The organism is Klebsiella ornithinolytica, assembly GCF_030505655.1.
Lineage (GTDB): Bacteria > Pseudomonadota > Gammaproteobacteria > Enterobacterales > Enterobacteriaceae > Klebsiella > Klebsiella ornithinolytica.
Window position 1 is genome coordinate 235,623 of sequence record NZ_CP130153.1, and the last position, 25,495, is coordinate 261,117.

A 25,495-nucleotide genomic window follows, 5' to 3' on the forward strand; every position below is an offset into this window, starting at 1 on the left:
GCTGCTGAATGAAAAAGTCTCTTTTCTGGTTGCTGGCACTGGTGCTGTCGCCGATTGCCGTTCTGGTCATTATTACGCCGATGGACAGCCAAAAGCAGTATCTTTTTGGTCTGTTAAGTATCGGTATTCTGTTCTTAATGGGATTTAGCAAAAAGCGCAGTATTTCGGTCATTATGGTCGTGACTTCGCTGCTGATGTCTACCCGCTATATGTATTTTCGCCTGACGCAGACCCTGCATTTTAACTCCACCATTGAGACGGTGCTGGGGATGGGGCTGTTTCTGGCGGAAGTCTATATCTGGGTAATGCTGCTGCTGAACTACCTGCAAACGGTCTGGCCGCTGAAGCGAGAAATCGTCCCGCTGCCCGATGATATGAGCACGTGGCCGACGGTCGATATTTATATTCCCAGCTATAACGAACCGCTGGAAGTCGTGCGCGATACCGTGTTGGCTGCGCAGTGTATCGATTACCCGGCGGATAAAATGAAAATCTATCTGCTGGACGACGGGAAACGTAGCGAATTTGCGGTGTTCGCCGCCGATGTCGGCGTCGGCTATATCACCCGTAATGATAATAAACACGCCAAAGCGGGTAACCTGAACCACGCGATGACCCTGACTCAGGGAGAGCTGATTTGCGTCTTCGACTGTGACCACGTGGCGACCCGCGTGTTCCTGCAGGCGACGGTTGGCGGCTTCCTCAAAGACCCGATGCTGGCGCTGGTGCAGACCCCGCACTATTTCTATTCGCCGGACCCGTTTGAACGCAACCTCTCCGTCGGCCGCAACATCCCCAATGAAGGGATGCTGTTCTATGGCCCGATTCAGCAGGGCAACGATAACTGGAATGCGACCTTCTTCTGCGGCTCCTGCGCCGTGATTCGCCGTAAAGCGCTGGATGATATCGGTGGTTTTGCGGTGGAAACCGTGACCGAAGATGCGCACACCGCGCTTAAATTTCAGCGCCTGGGCTGGAAATCGTCGTTTCTCGATATTCCGCTGGCAGCGGGTTTAGCCACCGAGCGTTTAGTCGTGCACGTCATTCAGCGGACCCGCTGGGCGCGTGGGATGACGCAAATCTTCCGCCTCGATAACCCGCTCCTGGGCCGCGGGCTGACCTTCCAGCAGCGCCTGTGTTACCTCAGCGCCATGCTCTACTATCAGTTCGCCCTGCCACGGGTCGTGTTTGTCACCGCACCGTTAGCTTATCTGTTGTTTAACCTGAATATTATCTACTCCTCAGCGAGCCTGATTGTCTCGTATGCGCTCCCGCATCTGTTCCTTGCGATTTATGTCGGCTCGCGGATGAACGGCCGCTATCGCTACAGCTTCTGGGGGGAAATCTATGACATCGTGCTGGCATTCCATCTGGTGCTGCCGACGCTGGTGACGATGATTTTCCCCAAACGCGGTAAATTCAACGTGACCGACAAAGGGGGGCTGCTGGATGTGGGCTACTTCGACTTTACCGTCGTCAGGCCGCATCTGGTGGTGGCGTGTTTGCTCGCGGTTGGCGTGATTGTCGGTATTGTCAGGGCCATTGGCCATGACTATTTCGGCTCGGATCCTAACGTTATCGCGCTGAACGTTGGCTGGGGGCTGTACAGCCTGATCTTCCTGCTGGCGGCGATTGCTGTCGCGCGGGAAACCCGCCAGGTGCGGAAAACGATCCGTATCGACGTCAATATTCCGGTGTTGATTCACTACGCCAGCGGCATCGTGTCGCGTAGCCACACCGCAGACCTGTCGATGGGCGGATGCCGCATCGCGGTCCCGGACGATCGCCATCTGCAGGATGATATCGAAGAGATTGAGCTGATCCTGCAATCTGGTGCGATTTGTATTCCCGCCGAACAGGTGACCGCGGATGAAAACTTTATTCGCCTCAAGTTTGATGAAAATATTCCCCTCTCGCTGCGCCGTGAACTGGTGCGAGTGGTGCTGGCGCGCGCCGATGCATGGATTAACCCGCCGCGTCCGCAGGACAACCCGTTCCGGTCATTTTTCACCATCTTACGCTGCGTGTTTGAACTGTTCTGGCTGAGCTGGAAAACACGACGCGGCCGTCGCCAGCAGAAACCTGTCGCCAGTACCGCGCAGGAGGATGGCCAATTATGAAGCGATTAACCACGCTTGCGCTGCTGGCCGGCATGTTTTCCATACCGGCGCTGCACGGTGAAGAGGCGCCGGCCGATCGTTCTGCGCCGCTGAATTTCCCGTTACCGGGCGCGACCACGGGCGGCCTTCCCGCCGATGAGTCGGCGTCGACCGCCGCAGCGGAGTCGTCGGCCGCAGCGGAGGTTCCGGTGAACTCAGAACCCGCTGTCGCGTCCGAGTCGTCGATCGCATCGACACCCGCGACAGCAGAACCCGCGGCGGCGGATCCGGCCGCCTCGCTCCCCGTCATGCCACCGCCGACTCATACGGCAATGCCGGATGTGGCGCCGTTAACGCCGGTGGTCGGGGGCAGTCTTAATCTGGCTCAAATGGGGATGCCGGATGGCATTATCCTCAGCGGCGGCCAACAGCAGGGCGGCGCGGGGTTTACGCTGCCTTCAGACCAGGTGGTGACCCATGCCGAGCTGATGCTGGATGTTCAGGTCTCGCCGGATATGGCCACCCGCAACGCCACGCTGCAATTGATGCTCAACGGCCAGCCTTTAGGCACGGTGCCGCTGGGCACCGACGGGGCGGACATTTCTCACTATCAGCTGGATATTCCGGCGGCGCTAATGGTCTCCAGCAACAACCTGAGCTTTAAGGTGAATGATGGCGACAACATGCAGTGCCAGCTCAACATGCATGACACGTCGGGCGTCACGATTTTACCGGCTTCGCGTTTTAACTGGGAAAGCCAGCCGCTGAATCTCAGCAACGATTTGAGTCACTTCCCGCGTCCATTCTTCGACAGCATGCAGATGACCCCGGCGGACATCGCGGTGGCCTACCCGGAGAAATCGGGAGCGGATATCTTCAGCGCCGCAGCGCTGCTCTCGTCGTGGCTGGGTATTCAGGCGGATTATCGCGGGATTGCTTTTAGCGCGCTGCGCGACCGTTTACCGGAGCGTCACGGTATTATTATCGGCCATCCGGGTGACCAGGTCGGCGGGCTGACGCTGCCGCAAACCGATAAACCGCTGCTGCAGATTGTCGATAACCCGGGTAACCCCACCTACAAACTGCTGCTGATCGTCGGGCAGAATGATGCGGCGCTGCGTGCGGCAGCCTGGCGGCTGACCCGCGGTAATATTGCCGCGCAGACCGCGAGCCTGAGCGTGGATCCGCAGGCGATCCCGATCGGCAAGCCGTATGATGCCCCGCGCTGGATCCCAACCGATCGGCCGGTAAAAATCAGCGAGCTGCTGCGTAAAGATCAGAGTATGACCGTAAACGGCGTCTGGCATGAACCGCTGCGCGTGGCTTTCCGCGCGGCGCCGGACCTCTATCTGTGGGACGGAGAAACCATTCCCTTGCAGATTGGCTACCGTTTCCCGTCGGAAAACTGGATTAATGAGGAGCAGTCGTTATTAAGCGTGACGCTCAATAACACTTTCCTGCACAACCTGCCGCTGAACAAGCAGGGGCCGCTGGAGAAATTATGGCGTCATCTGGGCGGCGACGTGCGTCAGGAGCGGTTTACCATTCCGCTGGCGCCGTATCTGATTTACGGGGATAACCAGCTGTCGCTCTATTTCAACGTGGTGCCGAAACAAAACGCCCCCTGTTCGGTGGTGCTTAATAACAATATCAAGAGCCGGATTACCGATGATTCGTGGATTGATTTGAGCAATACGCGACACTTCTCGCTGCTGCCGAATCTCTCCTATTTCGTCGGCGCTTCGTTCCCGTTCTCGCGGCTGGCGGACTATTCACAAACCACGCTGCTGCTGGCGGAAAAACCGTCGGAAACGCAGGTCGCTACGCTGTTAAACCTCGCCGCCCGATCGGGTAATGCCACCGGCACGGCGCTGGCGAACAACCGCGTTGTTTTAGGCATCCCCAGCGGTGGCGCCGGCCTTCAGTACCTGCACAATCGCGATGTGCTGGCGGTCAGCGCCCTCGATCAGAAAACGTTTAACCAGCGCTTGTTAGAAGATTCTCCTTATTATCAGGCGGATAATCAGCTGGGCGTACGCGAGTCGGGACTGAGTTCAAAAGTACAGCGGTGGCTGGCCGGCGACTGGACATCCGCCAGCCTGGATGCCGATCGCTATCTCTCTTCCAGCAGCGCCTGGCGCGGCTTTATCAGCTACCGTTCACCGTGGAATCCACAGCGCACGGTGGTGGTGGCGATGGCCAGCAACGATGATCAGCTGACGAAGCTGAAAAGCGACCTTGATTCACCGCGAATCAACGCCGGTATCCGCGGCGATACGGCGGTTATCACCAGCGATAATGGGGTTCGCAGCTTCCAGGTGAGTACGCCATTCCCGAGCGGGCAGATGCCGTGGTACATGATGGCCGTTTGGTATGCCAACCAGCACTCCGGTCTGCTTGCGCTGCTGGGACTGCTTGCGACAACGATCATCGGCCTGGCGCTTACCGCCATGTTTAAACGCCATGCACGCAAGCGCCTGAGTTCGGGGGATAGCCAATGAAACGAGCCATTAAAATGAACAGCAGGGCGACCCGCAGATTATCCACGTTTTGCCTGTCCGGCGCGCTGACCCTCGGCACCCTCGGTGATGCCATGGCTGCGGGGAATGATGCCGCATTGCAGGCGCTGTTTGCCCAGGCGAACTACTGGCACGAAAAATCGCACGATGAGCTGGCGATGGAATCGCTGCAGAAAGTTCTGTTGGTTGATGCCAATAACACGCAGGCCATGTATCTGATGGCGCTGTGGGCACAGCAGGGCGGCGACCTTCAGGCGGCGGCCCAGTGGCGGGCGCGGTTGGCGAAAGTGTCGCCAGAGAGCCCAAACCTGCAGGAGCTGGATAATGCCAAAAAAATGGCGCAGGTGCCGCAGGGGCAGCTGAGTCTGGCCAGACAGCAGGCGCGCAGCGGCAATATTCCGGCTGCGCTGACGACCTGGCGCAGCATGTTCAACGGCAACACCCCGCCACCGGGGCTGGCCGGTGAGTACTACATGACCATGGCCAGCGACAAAGCGCTCTATCCCCAGGCGGTCAGCGAACTGCGTCAGTACGTGGCGCGGTATCCGCAGGAAAACGCCCCGCGCGTGGCTTTAGGTAAGGCGTTGACCTGGCGGGAAGATACCCGGCGGGAAGGGATTTCAATGCTGGAATCGATGGCCAGCGGCAGTAAAGATGCCGACAGCGGTCTACGCCAGGCGCTGCTGTGGCTGGGGCCGCAGGAGGGCGATCGGGCGTTTTACGATACCTGGATGCAGCGTCACCCGCAGGATACCGAAGTACAGAATTACTATCGTCAGCGGATAAGCGGCCAGGCGCGCGGTCAGGGGTTCGTTAACCTGAATAGCGGCAATACCGCGGCGGCGAAGCAGCAGTTTGAACAAGTGCTGCAAACCAACCCGCAGGATGCGGACGCGCTGGCCGGGATGGGATATATCGCCCAGCGCAACGGTGACTTCCAGGCCGCATCGCAATATTTAAGCCGGGCGGCGGATCTCGGCGGTAATGATTCAGCGGCGCGCCGTCAGCAGGCGGCGGACGCGCTATTCTATGGGCAGCTGGCCCAGGCTCAGCAGGCGTACAAGCAGGGCAATATTAGCCAGGCGCTGGCGCTCTCTGCTCCGCTGGCTCAGCAGAGCGGGACGCGCGGCACATCGGCCAAACTGTTCCGTGCCGATGTATTGCGTCATAACAAAGATCTCCCTCAGGCCGAACAAACGCTGCGCTCGCTGCTCAGCGAGCAGCCGCAAAATGGCCCGGCGCGCGAGAACCTTTACTACATCCTGCGCGAGCAAAATAAAACGGCGGAAGCGCAGGCGATGTTACGCACGCTGCCGGAGAGTTTGCAGCAAAAACTGCAGCCGCGCATCGTGACCGGTATGCCGGGAGATTCGCTTCGTCGCCAGGCGCAGGAGCAGGCCAACAGCGGCAACGTCAGCGGCGCTATCGCGACATTGCGCCAGGGGGTCTCCCGCTATCCGGATGACGCCTGGATGCGCCTCGACTTAGCCCGGCTACTGCAAAAATCCGGCAATGACAGCGAGGCCGCGTCAACGATGGCCGCCGCCTATCGTCCCGGCGCCAGCAGTAACGCCCTCTATGCCGCCGCGCTGTTTGCCAGTGAGAACGGCGGCTGGCAGCAGGCGCAGACGCTGCTGGGGCGGATTCCCGCCGCCAGCCAGACCAGCCAGATGCGCGACCTGCGTCAGCGGGTAAACTACAACCTGCAGCTGACCACCGCGCAAGATTATCTCGCCCAGGGCAATACGGTGGCGGCGTCCAATACCCTGAAAGCGATGTCGGCCACGCCGCCAAAATCACCGGCTGACGTGGGGAAACTGGCGCGATTGCTGGCGCAGAGCGGCGATGTTTCCACGGCGGTAACGCTGGTGCGCAACAATATCAGCGGCGGAATCACGGGGAACGCCGGCGACTATGCCGATCAGGTGGCGGTCCTCAACCAGGCGGGGCTGACCAATGAAGCGCAGACGCTGCTGTCGAACCCGCAGCTGCAGGCTGGCAGCACGCCAACGCAGCTGGCGAGTATCCGCAACGGCTATGTGATCAACGAAGCCGATCGACTGCGGGAGCAGGGCAACTACGCCGCGGCGTATGACAAGCTGATGGGGGCGATGCAAAGCGATCCGCAGAATACCGATCTGATGTTCGCGATGGCGCGCCTCTACCAGAGCGGCAAAATGAACAAAGAAGCCGGGGTGGTCTATGACTACCTGATGACCCGCGATACGCCGGATCAGGCGGCGCGATCCGGCGCTATCGATGTTGCGCTGTCGTCCGGCGATAACGACCGGGCGGAACAGCTGGCCGGCGGATTGCGTCAGGACAATACACCGGATCGCCTGCTGCTGCTGGCGCGCGTCGCGGAAGCGCAGGGACATCATCAGCAGGCGATGACGTATCTGCGCAGCGCGCGCGGCAAACTGTTGGGGCTGCAGAGCAGCAACAGCGCACAAACGCCCACCGTTGGCGGCGTGCTGGCGGCGGATAACCCCTTTGTGGGCGTCTCCCGCACGCCGTCCACGACGCGAACGGCATCGGCTTACGGCCAGTATATGCCATGGCAGGTTGCCCAGGTGTCAACTGGCAGCGGAACCACGCTGCCCGGCATCCAACGTCCCGATCTTCCGGTGGAGACCGCGCAAACCCGCATGCTGCGTCAGGTCGATACCATGATGGAGTCGTTGCAGGAGAAAACCGGCACCTGGCTCCAGGGGGGAATGGAGGTGCGTGGGCGCGACGGTGAATCCGGGACCAGTAAGCTGACCGAGATGAAAACGCCGCTGACCTGGTCTTCATCGCCGTTTGGCGACTCGCGTTTTGACTTTACCGTGACGCCGATTTCGCTGAATGCCGGCACCGCCAGCGGCGACGCCTGGCGGCGCTACGGCGCGAATCCGCTCTCCAATGCGGTGTCCAACATGATTTCCACTGCCACCAGCGAACAGGCGGCGATTGCGGCGATGACGGATACGGAGCGCACGGCGTACTTTGCCAGCAATCCGGGGGCCGAAGCCTTAAGTTCGCTGGGGACGCTGAATGCGGCAGACTTTAACGCCACGACCAGCAGCGGGATGGAGAATCTGGCGAAACTTGGCGCCTATGACTCCGGACAGGTCGCCAGCTATCTGGCCTCTTCCAGCCAGAAACCGAATGTCGATCAGACCAGCGGTTCGACGGATTCGCAGAAGGCGAATGGCGTCGAATTAGCCCTGGCGCTGAGCGGCGATGATTATCGCGTGGATATCGGCAGCACGCCGTTGGGCCAGGATCTCAACACCGTGGTCGGGGGGGTGAAATGGTCGCCGAAACTCACCAACTACCTGTCATTGATCTTCACCGGTGAGCGCCGTTCGTTGACCGACAGCCTGCTCTCTTACGTGGGGCTGAAAGATAGCTACTCCGGGAAAACCTGGGGGCAGGTGACGAAAAACGGCGGCACCCTGCAGCTCAGCTACGATGATGGCGACGCCGGTTTCTACGTCGGCGGCGGGGGCTACAGCTACATTGGCAGCGACGTGGCCAGCAACACCAGTGTCAACGCCAATGCCGGGGTCTATCTGCGGCCTTATCATGATGAATATCGCCAGCTGCAGGCCGGTTTGAGTATGAGCTACATGGATTACTCGAAGAACCTGAGCTACTTCACCTATGGTCAGGGGGGCTACTTCAGCCCGCAAAACTACGTGAGCGTTTCGCTGCCGGTTAACCTGACCGAGAAGTATGACAACTGGACCATGAAGCTCGGTGGCTCGGTGGGGTATCAATCCTATAGTCAGGATAAGAGCGCCTACTTCCCGACCAATTCCGAATGGCAGCAGACCCTGGAGACCGCGGTAGCCAACGGTTTTGCCAAAGAGGCGTACTATTCAGCGACCTCGAAGAGCGGCATCGGCTACACGCTGCGCGCCGGGGCGGATTACAAGGTGAACAAACAGATGACGCTGGGCGGCCAGATTGGCTACGACACCTTCGGTGATTACAACGAGAGTACCGCCGGTCTCTATATCCGCTATATGTTGGGAGATAACTGATCATGACGGACAAAAACAACGCGGAAGTCATGGCCTGGTTTCAACAGCAGCAAACCCCCGCGGGATGGTTTGATCTGCTGCTCATTATGATTGACGGGATGCTGAACAATGCCGGCGAGCTGGAGAGCCAGCCATTTTTACGTCAGATGGGTGAAGCCCTGGCCGATCGCTACCCGCTGCCCGAGTCAGAAACCGTCGGTCAGCTGGAGGCCAATATCAACCAGCTGCTCAGCCGCTTTCAGTGGGGCGTCGTCAGCGTGGATGTGGGCGATGACGGCCTGCGCTTACGTCATCGCGCGCTGCCGGTGAGTCGTGACGATGCGCGCCGCGTGCGCTGGTGCAATGCATTTTGTGCCATACTCGAGGGGCTTTATTCTCGCTGGCTACAGGGACAAGGGGGCGGTGCACATGTGGTGTTACAGCGTGAGCGGTTGTTCTCGGTGTCTGATGTTCAGTTCCTCTACTTCCATCCATAACGGGTGAACATATGTCTTTGCGTGTTGTAATCGCAGTCATGGTGACGATGGTGCTGCTGCCCCGCGCGTGGGCAGACACCGCCTGGGAAAGCTATAAATCGCGTTTTATGATGGCTGACGGGCGCATTGTGGATACGGGCAACGGTAACGTTTCGCATACCGAGGGGCAGGGATTCGCGATGCTGCTGGCGGTGGCGAAAAACGATCGGCCGGCCTTCGACAAGCTATGGCAATGGACCGATAAAACGCTACGCAATAAAGACAACGGGCTCTTTTACTGGCGCTATAACCCTGTGGCGCCGGACCCTATTGCCGATAAGAACGATGCCACCGACGGCGATACCCTGATTGCATGGGCGCTGCTGCGCGCACAGCAGCAGTGGGGGGACAAATCCTACGGTAACGCGTCTGATGCCATTACCGCATCGCTGCTGAAAAATACGGTGGTGACCTTTGCCGGCTATCAGGTCATGCTGCCTGGCGCCAAAGGCTTCAACCGCAACGACCATCTCAATCTTAACCCCTCCTACTTTATCTTCCCGGCATGGCAGGCGTTTGCCGCGCGCACGCATCTGATCGCCTGGCGTAAGCTGCAAAGCGACGCTCAGGCGCTGCTGGGCAAAATGGCATGGGGCAAAACCCAGCTCCCTACCGACTGGGTTGCGCTGAAAGCTGACGGTAAGATGGAGCCGGCGAAAGAGTGGCCGCCGCGGATGAGCTATGACGCGATTCGTATCCCGCTGTATCTCACCTGGGCCAATCCACAGAGCCCGCTGCTGACGCCGTGGAAAAACTGGTTCCAGAGCTATCCGCGGCTGCAAACGCCGGCGTGGATTAACGTCAGCACCAATAACGTCTCTCCGTGGTTTATGACCGGCGGCCTGCTGGCGGTGCGCGATCTGACCATGGGCGAGACGCCGGAGGATCCGCAAATTACCGCCCAGGATGATTACTACTCCGCCAGCCTGAAACTGCTGGTCTGGCTGGCAGGGCGCGATCGGTAATTTTAGCGCCTTCGCCAGGCGCTATGGCTTGCTGAAGGCGATATCGACAGCGGAACGGCTCAGAACGGGATAATTTCGTCCTGGCGTAGCGTCAGGACTTCTACGCCGTCGGCGGTAACGGCGACGGTGTGTTCCCACTGCGCCGAGAGCTTCTTATCGCGGGTCACTACGGTCCAGCCATCCTTCTTGATTTTTGTCCGGCTATCGCCCTGATTGACCATCGGTTCGATGGTAAAAACCATCCCCTCTCGCAGCACGGCGCCTTCACCCGGCTTGCCGTAGTGCAGCACCTGGGGCTCTTCGTGCATCTCCTGCCCGACACCGTGACCGCAATACTCCCGCACGACGCTGTAGCCGTTGCTTTCGACATAGCTCTGAATCGCATGGCCGATATCACCCAGCGTGGCGCCGGGCCTGACCACCTTGATACCTTTCCACATCGCTTCGTACGTTTTCTTCACCAGTCTACGGGCCAGCGGCGAAACGTCGCCGATTAAGTACATTTTGCTGGAGTCCGCAATCAGGCCATCTTTTTCCAGCGTAATGTCGACGTTGACGATCGCGCCTGATTTCAGATGCTCCGTTTCTTTTGGCATGCCGTGGCACACCACTTCATTCACCGACGTATTTAAGACGAAAGGATAATCATATTGCCCTTTGCTGGCCGGTCGGGAATGGAGCTGGTTGACGATAAAATCTTCCGCCAGGTTGTTGATTTCCATGGTGGTTATGCCGGGCTGAATATGTTTATCCAGCATGTCGAACACCGAGGCCAGCAGCGCGCCTGCCCGGCGCTGTCGGGCTAATTCGTCCGCCGTTTTAATGGGAATTGATGGCATTGATCACCTCCAGTAAACGATCGGATCCCGATTTAAGCATCATCATCTTGATTTGCTGGTGGTTAAGCTCCGGGTAGAGTTCGCTCATCATCCCCAGCCGAATCCAGTATTCCGCCTGAGCATTCACTGAGCGTGACATGGCCTTGCTGGCGTCGCGGATGTCGTCATGCAGCAGGTCGGAGATTTTTACGATTCCCATATATATGTTCCGTAATGATTCATATATATATCGTATATCCCCGGGCGGACGCTGTCACGGCGTTTTTGCCGGCGGCGGTCGTCCGGAGTGCGCCATCAGAGATAGCGACCCTGGGTGGTGATTGGAGTTTTCAGCGGGGAATTCGCGAGGGGCAGTTGACCTGCTGGCGTATCATAGCCGCAGGGAACGCCCCTGCGGCCATTGGCGGGATTACTGCGGGTACGGTACCCAGCTTCCGCCGTTCAGCTGAACGTAAGGTTTCCCCTGGTACTGCACAACGATGGCGTTGGCGTTTTCCGATACCGCGGCGCTTTGCGGCAGGTTGGCGGTGTACTGCTGCCAGTCCACGTTATCTTCGGTAAACATCTTGCCGTCCAGCGCGCGAACCACCAGCTCCGACACGGCCAGGTAACTGGTCGGCTGGTCGATAATCAGCGGGGCCCCCTGATGCGGTGCCTTCATCCCGAAGAATTTCACCGCCGTCGGCACGTCGGTAATGGACGGGCTCGGGATATCGCGCAGGCCAGAAACCTGCATTTTGTCGCCCTTCAGCGCGCCGCCGTGCTCCGGTACGACCACGACCATCACTTTACGGCCCGATTTTTCCAGCTCGGTAAAGAAGTTATCCAGCTCGTCGAAGAGTTTCTGCGCGCGAACTTTATAATCCGCCGTTTTGCTCTGGCCCGGGAAGTGGTTGCCGTCGTGCAGCGGCAGGATGTTGTAGAAGGTGGCGTTGCGGGCGTTACCCTGTTTATTTTCGGTTTCCAGCCAGCGGTTGAGGGTCGCTAAGTCGTCATAGACCGGCGAGCCATCAAAAGCCTGCAGGCTGACCGGCAGCCCCGTTTGATCCATCAGCGGACTTTGCATCCCGCCTAAGCTACGCAGCTCTTTCAGGAAGTCGCCGAACTGACCGTTATGGCCGAGCATCAGCTGTTGGGTAAAGCCGAGTTTGGCCAGATTTTCGAACAGGTAACAGTCGTTGCCCGACGGTTGATAGAGGTTCGAATGCGACAGCTGGCCGCAGCTTGCGCGCAGCAGCCGTACCGCCGCCGGGCCGCTGTAGGAGGTCGCCGAGTTAAAGTTTTTGAACACAATATCAAAATGCTTCCACAGCGGATGATCCATCAGCCCGGCGGCTTCGATATCGGACCACGACAGCGAGCAAATGTTGATAACCAGCAGGTCAAACGGCTGGGCATCGGCCGGAAGCCGATCCGGGAACGGCGTTTTGCGCTTCTGCTCTGCGGCGTAAAACGCGTTCAGCCAGTTGGTCAAATTCGCCGAGGTGGGCGGTTCGGTCTGTGCCGGAATATCGCTGCTGGCGGCAGAGGTGCCCGCCGGGGCCGCCGTCGTGGTCGTGGTCTTCACGGTGGTCGCCGCTGCCGTCGGCTGGCCCGCAGGCCATAACGTAAAGGCCGGAAGCAGTGGGCTGACCGCCAGCCACACCATAATGGCGGAGACCACTACCGTGACGCGCAGCCACTGGCTGATGAACATCCACAGAACCAGCAGCAGGAAGAAGGCGCCGACCATATTCCAGTTAATAAAGCGGGTGACCAGGTCCCAGATATAAGTGGCGCTGAAGCCAGCAAGCTGCGAACCCTGGCTGAAAATACTTTCCGGCCCCGGTAGCCAGGTATCATGCCAGAACAATCCGATGCCGATCGGAATAGCAATCCAGTGCCGCAGACGGTGCAGTTTATATTTCGGCAGCGGGACCAGTAAAAACGCGAGAAAGACCAGGTTGAGCATGGGATGAAAATTAAGATATCCCGCCCAAAGCAGCGCAAACTTCACCAGGAAGTAAAAATTCCAACCGGCCAGGCCACGCCAGTATTGCCAAAGCGGCAGCGGCGTCGCATTTGTTTTTGGATTCGTCATTTATTCAGTTTGCCTTGCTGAGTTGTTGCTTCCCGGCGTAATACGCCAGCCGGTTTGACATAACGAGGTTTAAAGAACATTAAGCGTAAGGTGGTGCGAATTCGACGCTGATAATGGCGCGTCAGGTATCCCAGCGGAAAAAACAGCAGGGCACAGAGTACGATCAGCTGAAGAATATCACTGATGGACATCATGACGTTTTCTCCCTGTCGGTAGACAAACGATGCGGCTGCGGAATGCGTCGCCAGCTGCGTCCGTCATGGGCCGCGTTAATGGGGTTGTTTTTCTCCATCGTAATAGGCAGCGGCGTGTTCCACTGCGCCGGCGAAATACCCCGCATCAGCCCAATTTCCGCCGTGATTTGTTTATCTTCAAACCAGACCATGCGGTTGGAAAAAATATCGCCGGTGGGCAACGGGAAAATATGGTTTAGCGCGGTGTCCAGGTCATTGACGCGACAAAACGACAGGAACAGTACTAATCGGTTGTTACCGATCGTCATGATATCGCCCATACGGTTCGGCCGGCACAGGGTCAGCGCTTGCTCGACGCGCAGCCCCGGAGCCGGGCGCAGCGCCACCATCACGCCCTTGCTGTCCGCAGGCAGCATGGTGTTGGCCATAATGTTATGTACCGCGGCGCAGAAATCCCCCCACTTTTGGTAGCCGCGTAGTTTGAGCGGCTGACTCCAGGTCAGCAGGGTGGCGAACTCTTCCGGAATATGGCGGGTGAACTTTTGTTTTTGCACGCTTTCCACTAGCGTCAGGCAGCGGGAAAGCGGTGCGCTGAAGGGGATCACCATATTCGCGCCGCTGCTGAGCAGCAGTCGCTCATCGGTGGTACGCAGGCTGGGGAGCTGTTCGCGCACCACAATTTTCAACGCGCTGCCGCGTTGCCGGCGCAGGGTGTGAATATAGCGACCCAGCTGCTCAATCTGTTCGTTCTGGGTCACGGAAAATAACAACGTTGCCGCCTGCGCGGTGCGGGCGGCATTAAACACGCCGTCATTGGTATCAAACAGCGTCCAGTATTCAGACAGGGCAGGCGCGCCTTCGAGGACTCGCAGGTTACTCAGGATAACCTTCTCATCGCTGCGCGGCTGCACCGTGGCCTCTTCTTCTTCTGCCAGTCGCCAGCCGTCGTCATCCTGGATTACCGTCAGCTGCTGCTGTGCGCTCATTCCTTTTTCGCTGCCCCACCAGGCAATATCAAACAGAAAACTATCGCCCTGATAACGAATGCTCGCCAGCCCGGAAAGGGCGCGGTACTCGTGTAATAATGGCGAAAGCTGCTTGTCTATATCATTATCGGAATTAAGAATTAATAACGAACACTTATGATATTTAGCCCATTGGTGAGATTTTTCAACCCATGCGCTTATTTTCTCACTTTTTATGTTTTTCCATGCATTTTCGGCACACAGCAAAATAAAAAAGTAATTGGCCGGATCGACCGAGCAGAGTAAATCACGATGCATTTCTTCCAGCCCTGCCGTCAGGTCAGGCATGCTGAATAATGCCACTTTTTCCGGGCCGCAATCTTTTTTTAATGATATGATTTTATTTGGTTTCTCACCCATGACGATGGCGGCGACTTTGCACTCTTTATCCTGGGCCACCAGGGTTTGATTGAGCAGGCTTACCGCGTCAGGATAGCGATCGACGTTAAGCCACCACACGCCCCCGACGGGCATATGACAGACCTCGTCCCATAATGATGAAATACCTAAAGTATAAACGATATTCACGTCGTTCCTCGTCAGCCCTGATTCATACTGGATCAGTTTACTAGCGAAAGCGTCAGAGTAAACCTAACATTGAATTTAAAGGGTATCAGTTTTAGCATATATAGGTGAGTTAAGACTGAGCCTATTATACATCGGGTTTTATTTATGTGTTTTTTTGAATGGACAGCGAAATGCCGGGAAAAGAGCCTTCAGTACCCTCAGATGCAACGCTGGGTTATACCTTTCAAAATGATTTCCTGGCGTTAAGCCGGGCATTTTCCCTGCCCGAAATTGATTACCACGACATTTCCCGGCGCGAGCAGTTAGCCGCGGCGCTGAAACGCTGGCCACTATTGGCGGAACTCGCAGAGAAAAAGTAAGGACGCCGTCGATGGCTATTCTTGGATTACAGGGTATCCGCGGTGGCGTGGGCACCACGTCGATTACCGCCGCGCTCGCCTGGGCATTACAGCTCCTCGGGGAAACGGTTCTGGCGATCGACGCCAGCCCGGATAATATGCTGCGCTATTTTTTCAACGTTGATGCGACGCATCGCGACGGTTGGGCACGTTCGTTAATTGACGGAGGCGACTGGCGCGACGCCGGCATCCGTTATACCTCGCATATTGATATTTTGCCTTTTGGTCTGCTTTCGCCCGGTGAAAGAGAGAACGTTGATAAGCTCTATCCAATGCTGGAATCTTTTGTCGGCATGGTGGAGAAGCTGGAGCAGCAGGGCGATCATCGCTGGCTGCTGCTGGATTTACCGGAAGGTTATTCCCCGCTGACGCGTTCACTGCTTAGCGCCTGCGATCGCACGCTGGTGGTGGTGCATCCGGACGGCAACAGCCATATTCGCCTGCATCAACAGGCGCTGCCGGCAAAAGGCGATATTCTGATTAACGATCTGCGCGTCGGTAGCCAGCTACAGGAAGATTTATACCAGCTGTGGCTGGAGAGCCAGCGCCGTATTTTGCCGGTCACGGTCCATCGTGATGAGGCGATGGCGGAGTGTCTGGCGGCGAAGCAGCCGCTCGGGGAATATCGTTCTGATTCGCTGGCCGCCGAAGAGATCCTGACCCTCGCCAACTGGTGTTTGCTGCACTATTCCGGCAAGGGGGCGCAATGATGCGCCTGAGTACCCTGCTACTGGCGCCGCCGGTCGCGGAACGTCTGAGCGAACGCTACAGCGATTATCGCCGCCACGGCGCATCGTGGCTGTCCGCATCGCTGGGCTGCCTGTGGGCGTCATTGGTCTGGGCGCTGATGCCGCTGGAAACACCGCGCTGGCAGGCGATTCTGAACAACCATCATGACTACTTCCCGCATATTAATCCCCATCGCCCGCGGCTGCTGGATCCGCTGCGCTATCTACTGCAGTCCCTGTGGCTGCTGGTGACGCATGTACCCGGGGCGGATAAAAAGGCGAACTGGCGTTCGTTTGCCGCCATCAAAGGGGTTCACGGGCGCTATACCCAGTGGCTGGATACGCTTCCCGAACGGACGAACAGCCGCACAGCCCATCTGAATAAACACAAAGAGCTGGCGCACGTCAGTCCGAAACTGCGCAAGGCGATTCTTGGCGTGGTCGTCACTTTCTCGCTGGTGCTGTCGCTGCTGTGTATTACCCAGCCCTTTAACCCGCTTTCACAGTTTATTTTCCTGATGTTGCTGTGGGGCGTGGCGCTGCTGGTACGCCGTATTCCCGGCCGTTTTTCGGCCCTGATGCTGATTGTCCTCTCGCTGACCGTCTCCTGCCGCTACATCTGGTGGCGCTATACCTCGACGCTGAACTGGGACGATCCTGTCAGCCTGGTGTGCGGCATTGTGCTGCTGTTTGCTGAAACCTATGCCTGGCTGGTGCTGGTGCTGGGCTATTTCCAGGTGATATGGCCATTGAATCGCCAGCCGGTTCCGTTACCTAAAGATATGGCCGAGTGGCCGACGGTGGATATTTTCGTTCCCACCTACAACGAAGATCTTAACGTGGTGAAAAACACCATTTATGCCTCGCAAGGTATCGACTGGCCGAAAGATAAGCTCAATATCTGGATCCTCGATGACGGCGGGCGCGAAGAGTTTCGTCAGTTCGCCAAAGACGTCGGCGTGCATTACATCGCCCGCACCACCCACGAGCATGCCAAAGCCGGGAATATCAACAACGCGCTGAAGTACGCCAAAGGCGAATTTGTGTCGATCTTCGACTGCGACCACGTGCCGACACGCTCCTTCCTGCAGATGACCATGGGGTGGTTCCTGAAAGAGAAAGAGCTGGCGATGATGCAGACGCCGCACCATTTCTTCTCGCCCGACCCGTTTGAACGCAACCTGGGACGTTTCAGGAAAACGCCGAACGAGGGGACCCTGTTTTACGGTCTGGTGCAGGATGGTAACGATATGTGGGACGCCACCTTCTTCTGCGGATCCTGCGCGGTCATTCGTCGTGCCCCGCTGGATGAGATTGGCGGTATCGCTGTGGAAACGGTGACCGAGGATGCCCACACCTCCCTGCGTCTGCACCGTCGCGGCTACACGTCCGCCTATATGCGTATTCCGCAGGCCGCGGGCCTGGCGACCGAAAGCCTTTCGGCGCATATTGGCCAGCGTATTCGCTGGGCGCGTGGCATGGTGCAGATATTCCGCCTCGATAACCCCTTGTTTGGTAAAGGGCTTAAGTTTGCGCAGCGGCTCTGTTACGTCAATGCGATGATGCACTTTTTATCCGGCATTCCCCGGCTGATTTTCCTCGTCGCGCCGTTGGCATTTTTACTGCTGCACGCCTATATCATCTATGCGCCGGCGCTGATGATCGCGCTCTTCGTCTTGCCGCATATGATTCATGCGAGCCTGACGAACTCGAAGATTCAGGGCAAATATCGCCACTCTTTCTGGAGCGAAATCTACGAAACGACGCTGGCCTGGTATATCGCGCCACCGACCTTTGTCGCGCTGATTAACCCGCATAAAGGGAAGTTCAACGTGACGGCGAAAGGGGGGCTGGTGGAAGACGAATATGTCGACTGGGTCATTTCCCGTCCCTATATCTATCTGGTGCTGCTGAACCTGGTGGGCGTGGCGGCGGGGATCTGGCGTCACCTCTACGGCCCGGAAAATGAGATCCTGACCGTTTGGGTCAGCATCGTCTGGGTGTTCTATAACCTGATTATCCTTGGCGGCGCGGTGGCGGTGTCGGTGGAAAGTAAACAGGTCCGTCGCTCGCATCGCGTCGAAATGAGCATGCCGGCGGCAATTGCGCGCGAAGATGGCCACCTGTTCTCCTGTACCGTACATGACTATTCCGATGGCGGGCTGGGGATCAAAATTCACGGTAAGGCGCAGGTGCTGGAAGGGCAAAAGGTGAATCTGCTGCTCAAACGCGGACAGCAGGAATATGCCTTCCCGGTCCGGGTTGCGCGCGTGAATGGCAGCGAAGTCGGTTTGCAGCTGATGCCGTTGACCAATCAACAACATATTGATTTTGTACAGTGTACGTTTGCCCGTGCTGATACGTGGGCGCTTTGGCAGGATAGCTTCCCGGAAGATAAACCGATGGAAAGCCTGCTGGATATCCTGAAGCTGGGGTTCCGTGGATATCGTCACCTGGCGGAGTTCTCGCCGCCGTCGGTGAAGGTTATTTTCCGCTCGCTCACCATGCTGGTTGCCTGGATAGTCTCGTTTGTTCCCCGTCGGCCTGAACGTGCCGCGGCGATACTCTCTTCAGAACCAGAAATGGCTCAACAATGATGATAATGCGATGAAAAGAAAACTCTCCTTGATTTGTGCAGTGGCAGTGGGAATGGCTGGTTGGTCATCCTTCGCCTCTTTTGCGGCGCCGGCGACAGCCGTGGCTGCGGCGCCAGCGCCTGCGGCGACGGACCCGCTAGCCGGGGGCCTGACGGCTCCGGCCCCGGTCATTGCCGACAGCCAGCCGACGGCAACCCTTGCCGCGCCGCCGGCGCCTGCGGTGGTCATGGAGAATGTTCCGTCCCGCGACGTGAAGCTCTCTTTCGCCAGTATCGCCCCGGCTCCGGGCAGTATGATACTGCGCGGGGCGCATCCCGACGGCTCGGTGGAGTTTGGTATGCGCAGCGATGAGGTCGTGACGAAAGCCCTGCTGAATCTCGACTATACGCCGTCCCCTTCGCTGCTGCCGGTGCAGTCGCAGCTGAAGGTGTACCTCAATGATGAGCTGATGGGCGTCCTGCCGGTTACCAAAGAGCAGCTGGGTAAAAAAGTCAGCGCGCAGATCCCTATCGATCCCCTGTATATCACCGACTTTAACCGCGTGCGTCTGGTGTTCGTCGGCCATTATCGCGATGTGTGTGAGAACCCGGCCAGCAGTACGTTATGGCTGGACGTCGGGCGTGACAGTAACCTGGACCTGACCTATCAGGCGCTGGTGGTGCGTAACGATCTGTCCCATTTCCCGGTGCCGTTCTACGATCCCCGGGACAACCGTTCGCTGACGCTGCCGATGGTTTTCGCCTCCTCACCGGATGCGCAGCAGCAGCAGGCGGCGGCGATTGTGGCCTCCTGGTTCGGCAGCAAAGCCGGCTGGCGCGGCCAGGCGTTCCCGGTACTGTTTAACAAACTGCCGGATCGCAACGCCATCGTGTTTGCGACCAACGATAAGCGCCCGGACTTCCTGCGTGAACATCCGCCGGTGAAGGCGCCGACCATCGAAATGATTAACCATCCGGACAACCCTTACGTCAAGCTGCTGGTGGTCTTTGGGCGCGATGACAAAGACCTGCTGCTGGCCGCGAGGGGGATTGCGCAGGGCAATATTCTGTTCCGCGGCAGCAGCGTCGTGGTCGACGATGTCAAAGAGCTGCAGGCGCGCAAACCGTATGACGCGCCGAACTGGGTGCGTACCGATCGTGAAGTCACCTTCGGCGAATTGAAAACCTACGAACAGCAGCTGCAGTCCAGCGGTCTGGTGCCGGATTCCATTAACGTGGCGCTGAGTCTGCCGCCGGATCTCTATTTGCTGCGTGCCAACGGCATCGACATGAGGCTGAACTATCGCTACACCATGCCGCCGATCAAAGACAGTTCGCGCATGGATATCAGCCTCAACGACCAGTTCCTGCAATCCTTCAGCCTGAACAGCTCTCAGGACGTGAATAAATTGATATTGCGTCTGCCGGTGCTGCAGGGGCTGCTGGATGGTAAGACGAACGTCAGTATCCCGGCGCTGCGCCTCGGGGCGATGAACCAGCTGCGTTTTGATTTCCAGTACATGAACCCGATGCCGGGCGGCTCTATCGATAACTGTATTACCTTCCAGCCGGTACAGAACCACGTGGTGATTGGTGACGATTCAACCATCGACTTCTCGAAGTATTACCACTTTATTGCCATGCCGGATCTGCGCGTGTTTGCCAATGCGGGCTTCCCGTATAGCCGGATGGCCGATCTTGCTGACACGCTGATTGTGGTGCCACCCGCACCGACTGAGGGTCAGGTGGCGACGCTGCTGGAATCCGTTGGCGGTATCGGCGCGCAGACTGGTCTGGCGGCTATCAATGTGCAGGTCACCGATGATGGCAGCAAAATTAAGGATAAAGACGCCGACCTGCTGTTGATTGGCGCGATTCCGCCAGCGCTGAAAGATGAGACCAAAATTAGCCTGCTGGTCGATGCGACAAAGAGCTGGGTGAAGATGCCGATGCGCCATTACGATCTGCCGAGCATCTATCCGGATGATGAGGCCAGAACGCCCAATACGCGCACGGATATCACCTCCTCCGGGCCAATGGCGGCCATTATCAGCTTCCAGTCGCCGTATTACGATCAACGCAGCGTCGTGGCGCTGCTGGCGGACAGCCCACGCGGTAACGAGCTGTTGAACGGTGCGCTGAACGACAGCGGCAAGCGGGCGGCGATGTTTGGCTCCGCTGCGGTGATTCGTGAATCCGGAGTGAACAGCCTGCGGGTGGGCGACGTCTATTATGTCGGACATCTGCCGTGGTTTGAGCGAATCTGGTTTGCGCTGTCCAGCCACCCGGTGCTGCTGGCCATTCTGGCTGCGGTGAGCATTGTGCTTCTGGCCTGGGTGCTGTGGCGCATGCTGCGTATTGTCAGCCGTCGTCGTCTCCACCTTGATGATGAGTAAGCGATGATGAACCCGATTCGCGGAGTCATCCTGTCGGTTCTGATGCTGGCGGCGGCACAGGTAAGCGCCGCCTGCCAGTGGCCGGCCTGGGAGCAATTTAAAAAAGAGTATGTGAGTACCGAAGGGCGGGTGGTTGATCCCGCCGATTCGCGAAAAATCACCACCTCCGAAGGGCAAAGCTACGCCTTGTTCTTCGCGCTGGCGGCAAACGATCGCGACGCTTTCGGCAAGCTGTTCCAGTGGACCCAGAACAACCTGGCGGCGGGCGATCTGCGTGCGCACCTGCCGGGCTGGCTGTGGGGCAAAAAGAGCGATGAGGAGTGGACGCTGCTGGACAGCAACTCCGCGTCCGACTCCGATTTATGGATAGCCTGGTCGCTGCTGGAAGCCGGGCGGTTGTGGCAGATGCCGCAGTACACCGAGGTGGGCAAGGCGCTCTTGTCACGTATCGCCGATGAAGAAGTGACGGATGTGCCGGGTTTCGGACCGATGGTGCTCCCCGGTAAAGTTGGCTTTGTCGACGATAAAGGCTGGCGCTTTAACCCCAGCTACCTTCCGCCACAGCTTGCCAGCTACTTCAGCCGGTTTGGCGCCCCGTGGCCGAAACTGCGCGACAGCAACCTGCGTTTTCTGCTGGAGACGGCGCCCAAAGGTTTTTCTCCTGACTGGGTGCGTTACGAAAAAGGACAAGGCTGGCAGCTGAATGCGGACAAACCGATAATCGGCAGCTACGACGCGATTCGCGTCTATCTGTGGGTCGGGATGCTGGATGATGGGGATAAACAGAAAGCGCGACTGCTGGCGCGTTTTAAACCGATGGAAGCGCAGACGATTCGCCAGGGCGTACCGCCGGAAAAAGCGAATATCGCAACCGGGAAAACGACCGGCAACGGCCCGGTCGGATTGTCAGCGTCGATGCTGCCGTTTTTACAAAATGACGACGCCCGGGCGATACAGCGCCAGCGCGTCGCAGACCACTATCCGGGCGCCGATGCCTACTATAGTGCGGTCCTGACGCTTTTTGGCCAGGGATGGGATCAACATCGTTTTCGTTTCACTGCGGGTGGCGAATTACGACCTGACTGGGACCAGGAATGCGTAAGTTCAGATTAAGTATTATCACCTTGTCTCTCGGGATCGCCCTGCTGCCGCTGGCGCAGGCGGCGACAACCCCTGCCCAGGAGCATCTGCTGGAGCAGGTCCGGCTGGGCGAAGCGAGCCATCGTGAAGATCTGGTTAAGCAATCCCTCTATCGCCTGGAGCTGATTGACCCGAATAATCCGCAATTAATTGCCGCGCGAATGCGTTACCTGCTGCGCCAGGGCGACACCGACGGCGCCAAAAAACAGCTCGACAGGCTGGCAAAACTGGCCCCCGATTCCGCAGAACTGAAATCCTCCCGTAGCGAAATGAACCTCAACACCGGCGACGGGAGGCAGGAGCTGCAGCAGGCGCGCCTGCTGGGAGTGTCGGGACGTGTAGAAGAGGGGGTGGCCGCCTTTGAAAAATTGTTCGGCGGCGTGCCGCCCGATCAGACCCTCGCGATTGAATACTGGGCGCTGGTGGCGCGCCTCCCGGCGCGACATAAAGAAGCCGTTGCTCAGCTGAAGAAGCTGGATGCCAGCTCCCCGGGCAATGCCGACCTGCAGGCGGCGTTGGCCAAACAGATGTTTGCTGACGATAAACCGGCGGAAGGGTTTGCCTATTTAGAACAAATGTCGCGTTCGGCCGCCGGTCGCGGCGCTGCGGCCGATATGTGGCTTAGCGAAATCAAAGATATGCCGGTCAGCCGGGCCAGCGTGCAGCAACTGCAGCGTTTTCTGGTCCTGTTCACCACCGGTGAATCGGCAGCGAATGCCCGCGTGTTGCTGGCTCAGCAGCAGGCGCAACTTCAGGATCCGGCATTTCGCGTGCGTTCCGAAGGACTGGCGGCGGTCAAAAATGACAACCCCGCCCAGGCCGTGGCCAATTTACAGCAGGCCGTGCGGGCCGATGCCAGGGACAGCGATGCCGTGGGCGCGCTGGGCCAGGCCTATTCGCAGCGTGGCGACAGAGCCCGTGCCGTCGCACAGCTGAACAAAGCGATCGCGATGGATCCGAAAAGCCCGAATCGCGATAAATGGGACAGCCTGCTACAGACGAACCGCTACTGGTTGTTGATCAAGCAGGGCGATAATGCGCTGAAGGCCGGCGAGCTGGATCGGGCACAAAACTATTATGCGCAGGCTCAGCGGGTCGACAGTAGCGATAGCTATGCGGTGCTTGGGCTGGGGGATGTGGCGGCAGCGCGCAAAGATAATGCGGCAGCGGAGCGCTATTATCAGCGTACCCTGCGGATGGATCGCGGCAACAACCTGGCGGTTCGCGGGTTAGCTAATCTTTATCGTGCGCAATCGCCGGAAAAAGCCAGCGCCTATATCGCCAGTCTGTCGCCTGCCCAGCGGCGCAGCATTGATGATATCGAGCGCAGCCTGACCAATGAACGACTGGAAAAACAGGCCGAAGCGCTGGAGAGCCAAAGCAACTGGGCGCAGGCGGCGGAGGTCCAGCGTCGGCGCCTGGCGCTTGACCCGGATAGCGTGTGGATTACCTATCGTTTATCCCGTGATTTAGTCAGCGCAGGCGAACAGGCGGAGGCCGATACGCTGATGCGTAATATGGTCAGCCGTAAGCCGGGGGATGCCGAGCGGGTTTATGCCTGGGGTCTCTATTTATCCGGCAATAATCAGGACGATCTGGCGCTGGCGCAGCTCGCTACTCTGCCGCGCGGCCAGTGGACGGATAACATTCGTGAGCTGGATGCGCGCTTACAGAGTGATAAGGTGATACGCCAGGCTAACCAGCTGCGCGACAGCGGCCGGGAAACACAGGCTATCGCCCTCATTCAACAGCAGCCGCCGTTGGTTCGCTACCAGCTTACGCTTGCGGACTGGGCGCAGCAGCGCGGCGATAGCCAGACGGCGATTGCGCAGTACAACGCGGTGCTGAGTCAGGAGGCCGACAACGGTGATGCCCGTCTGGGACTGGCGGAAGTCTATCTTGCCGAAGGCGATAAAAATGCCGCGCGCGCGCAGGTCAGCCAGCTGAAAGGCGGAGAGACCGATTCCATCAATATGCAGCGGCGGGTGGCCCTGGCGAATGCGGGGTTTGGCGATACAGCCCAGGCACAGCAGATTTTTAACCGTATTATCCCGCAGGCGAAAGCGCAGCCTCCGTCAATGGAAAGTGCGCTGGTGCTGCGCGATGCGGCCCGGTTCCAGACCCAGAACGGCCAGCCGCAGATGGCGCTGGAGAGTTATAAAGATGCCATGGTGGCTTCTGGCGTGACCCCGGTCCGCCCGCAGGATAACGATGCCTTTACCCGCCTGACCCGCAACGACAGCAGCGATGACTGGCTGAAGCGCGGGATCCGCAGCGACGCCGCGGATCTCTATCGCCAGCAGGATCTTAACGTCACCCTGGAGCATGATTTCTGGGGATCCAGCGGCACCGGCGGTTATTCCGATCTCAAAGCGCACACCACGATGCTGCATGTGGATGCGCCGCTCGCCGACGGACGCATGTTCTTCCGTACCGACCTGGTCAATATGGATGCCGGCAGCTTCTCAACGAACAGCGACGGTAGCTATTCGCCAAACTGGGGGACCTGCGGTGAAATTGCCTGCACCAGCGGTAGCAAAAACCAGACCGACGGTGGCGCCAGCGTTGCGGTGGGCTGGAAGAACGAGACCTGGAGCGCGGATATCGGTACCACTCCGATGGGCTTTAACGTGGTGGATGTGGTAGGCGGCCTGAGCTACAGCAACGATCTCGGGCCGATCGGCTACACCCTCAATATGCATCGCCGGCCGATTTCCAGCTCGCTGCTTGCCTTTGGCGGACAGAAAGACAGCAGCAGCCATACCGGGACAACCTGGGGCGGCGTCCGGGCTGACGGCGGCGGCGTGAGCATGAGCTACGATAAGGGCGAGGCCAACGGCGTCTGGTCTTCGTTGGGCGTCGATCAACTCACGGGAAAAAACGTGGCCGACAACTGGCGCGTGCGCTGGATGACCGGTTACTACTATAAAGTCATCAATGAAGATAACCGCCGCGTCACGGTGGGCCTGAACAATATGCTCTGGCACTATGACAAAGACCTGAGCGGCTATACCCTCGGCCAGGGCGGCTACTATAGCCCGCAGGAGTATATCTCGTTCGCGGTACCGGTCACCTGGCGGCAGCGGACGGAAAACTGGTCATGGGAACTGGGGGGATCCGTCTCCTGGTCGCACTCGCGTACCAAAACCATGCCGCGCTACCCGCTGCTGAATTTGATTCCCTCAGACTATCGGGCCGATGCCAGTCAGTTGACGGAACAAGGCAGCAGCAGTCAGGGCTTTGGTTACACCGCCCGGGCGCTGGTTGAGCGACGAGTTACCGGCAACTGGTTCGTGGGGGCGGCGGTGGATATTCAACAGGCGAAGGATTATACCCCGAGCCATGCGCTGCTCTACGTGCGCTATTCGGCCGCCGGCTGGCAGGGTGATATGGATATGCCGCCACAGCCGCTGGTACCCTACGCGGACTGGTAGCAGAATAGCCTGAATTACGCGATCGGGCG

The 25,495-nt window shown here is 58.4% G+C and carries 16 protein-coding genes; 11 read left to right on the plus strand and 5 right to left on the minus strand.

Translation table 11 applies throughout. The annotated features are described in order from the left end of the window. Positions 1 to 8: 8 nt before the first annotated feature. The 5 genes from bcsA (Q1L34_RS01100) to Q1L34_RS01120 are packed head-to-tail and all read left to right on the plus strand — an operon-like array spanning position 9 to position 10,129. Positions 9 to 2,120, plus strand: a complete 2,112-nt coding sequence (gene bcsA / locus Q1L34_RS01100) for a UDP-forming cellulose synthase catalytic subunit (RefSeq protein ID WP_004868748.1) — start codon at positions 9 to 11, stop codon at positions 2,118 to 2,120. Continuing rightward, complete coding sequence (bcsB, locus tag Q1L34_RS01105) at positions 2,117 to 4,600, plus strand: cellulose biosynthesis cyclic di-GMP-binding regulatory protein BcsB (RefSeq protein ID WP_104896407.1); 2,484 nt, start codon at positions 2,117 to 2,119, stop codon at positions 4,598 to 4,600. Before bcsA (Q1L34_RS01100) ends, bcsB (Q1L34_RS01105) begins: the two co-directional genes overlap by 4 nt. Further along, positions 4,597 to 8,649, plus strand: coding sequence for a cellulose biosynthesis protein BcsC (locus Q1L34_RS01110; protein WP_192226477.1), 4,053 nt, complete (start codon positions 4,597 to 4,599; stop codon positions 8,647 to 8,649). Before bcsB (Q1L34_RS01105) ends, Q1L34_RS01110 begins: the two co-directional genes overlap by 4 nt. Continuing rightward, positions 8,649 to 9,125: a cellulose biosynthesis protein BcsD gene (bcsD, locus tag Q1L34_RS01115; RefSeq protein WP_160873410.1), complete on the plus strand. Its 477-nt coding sequence runs from the start codon at positions 8,649 to 8,651 to the stop codon at positions 9,123 to 9,125. The genes Q1L34_RS01110 and bcsD overlap by 1 nt, the downstream gene beginning before the upstream one ends. An 11-nt stretch (positions 9,126 to 9,136) precedes the next feature. Then, on the plus strand, positions 9,137 to 10,129 hold the full coding sequence (locus tag Q1L34_RS01120; RefSeq protein ID WP_015585553.1) for a family 8 glycosyl hydrolase: 993 nt from the start codon (positions 9,137 to 9,139) through the stop codon (positions 10,127 to 10,129). 59 nt (positions 10,130 to 10,188) lie between these two features. On the opposite strand, the gene map is transcribed toward Q1L34_RS01120, so the two are convergent. The 5 genes from map to bcsE all read right to left on the minus strand — a co-directional run bounded on the left by map (position 10,189) and on the right by bcsE (position 14,795). Further along, positions 10,189 to 10,968 (minus strand): type I methionyl aminopeptidase, encoded by a 780-nt coding sequence (gene map / locus Q1L34_RS01125; protein ID WP_004868737.1) that lies wholly within the window; start codon positions 10,966 to 10,968, stop codon positions 10,189 to 10,191. Then, the gene (locus Q1L34_RS01130; RefSeq protein WP_004868736.1) at positions 10,949 to 11,167 is read right to left on the minus strand and encodes a ParD-like family protein; all 219 of its coding nucleotides are present in this window, start codon (positions 11,165 to 11,167) and stop codon (positions 10,949 to 10,951) included. The genes map and Q1L34_RS01130 overlap by 20 nt, the downstream gene beginning before the upstream one ends. A gap of 210 nt (positions 11,168 to 11,377) precedes the next feature. Then, entirely contained in the window at positions 11,378 to 13,048 is a 1,671-nt protein-coding gene (gene bcsG, locus Q1L34_RS01135) for a cellulose biosynthesis protein BcsG (RefSeq protein WP_100663192.1), read from the minus strand. After that, on the minus strand, positions 13,045 to 13,242 hold the full coding sequence (gene bcsF, locus Q1L34_RS01140; protein ID WP_004868733.1) for a cellulose biosynthesis protein BcsF: 198 nt from the start codon (positions 13,240 to 13,242) through the stop codon (positions 13,045 to 13,047). The genes bcsG and bcsF overlap by 4 nt, the downstream gene beginning before the upstream one ends. Continuing rightward, positions 13,239 to 14,795: a cellulose biosynthesis protein BcsE gene (gene bcsE / locus Q1L34_RS01145; RefSeq protein ID WP_048022840.1), complete on the minus strand. Its 1,557-nt coding sequence runs from the start codon at positions 14,793 to 14,795 to the stop codon at positions 13,239 to 13,241. The genes bcsF and bcsE overlap by 4 nt, the downstream gene beginning before the upstream one ends. 170 nt (positions 14,796 to 14,965) lie before the next feature. Between bcsE and bcsR the strand changes: the two genes are divergently transcribed. The 6 genes from bcsR to bcsC are packed head-to-tail and all read left to right on the plus strand — an operon-like array spanning position 14,966 to position 25,466. Beyond that, positions 14,966 to 15,154, plus strand: a complete 189-nt coding sequence (gene bcsR / locus Q1L34_RS01150; RefSeq protein ID WP_004868728.1) for a cellulose biosynthesis protein BcsR — start codon at positions 14,966 to 14,968, stop codon at positions 15,152 to 15,154. 11 nt (positions 15,155 to 15,165) lie between these two features. After that, positions 15,166 to 15,903, plus strand: a complete 738-nt coding sequence (gene bcsQ, locus Q1L34_RS01155; RefSeq protein WP_004868727.1) for a cellulose biosynthesis protein BcsQ — start codon at positions 15,166 to 15,168, stop codon at positions 15,901 to 15,903. Beyond that, positions 15,900 to 18,518: a UDP-forming cellulose synthase catalytic subunit gene (gene bcsA / locus Q1L34_RS01160; RefSeq protein WP_004868725.1), complete on the plus strand. Its 2,619-nt coding sequence runs from the start codon at positions 15,900 to 15,902 to the stop codon at positions 18,516 to 18,518. Before bcsQ ends, bcsA (Q1L34_RS01160) begins: the two co-directional genes overlap by 4 nt. A gap of 10 nt (positions 18,519 to 18,528) precedes the next feature. Further along, entirely contained in the window at positions 18,529 to 20,892 is a 2,364-nt protein-coding gene (bcsB, locus tag Q1L34_RS01165) for a cellulose biosynthesis cyclic di-GMP-binding regulatory protein BcsB (RefSeq protein WP_327204334.1), read from the plus strand. Positions 20,893 to 20,895: 3 nt separating this feature from the next. Then, positions 20,896 to 22,005: a cellulose synthase complex periplasmic endoglucanase BcsZ gene (gene bcsZ / locus Q1L34_RS01170; RefSeq protein ID WP_327204335.1), complete on the plus strand. Its 1,110-nt coding sequence runs from the start codon at positions 20,896 to 20,898 to the stop codon at positions 22,003 to 22,005. Continuing rightward, a complete protein-coding gene (gene bcsC, locus Q1L34_RS01175; RefSeq protein WP_032718367.1) occupies positions 21,987 to 25,466 on the plus strand; it encodes a cellulose synthase complex outer membrane protein BcsC in 3,480 nt (1,159 codons plus the stop codon). Before bcsZ ends, bcsC begins: the two co-directional genes overlap by 19 nt. Positions 25,467 to 25,495 lie beyond the last annotated feature (29 nt).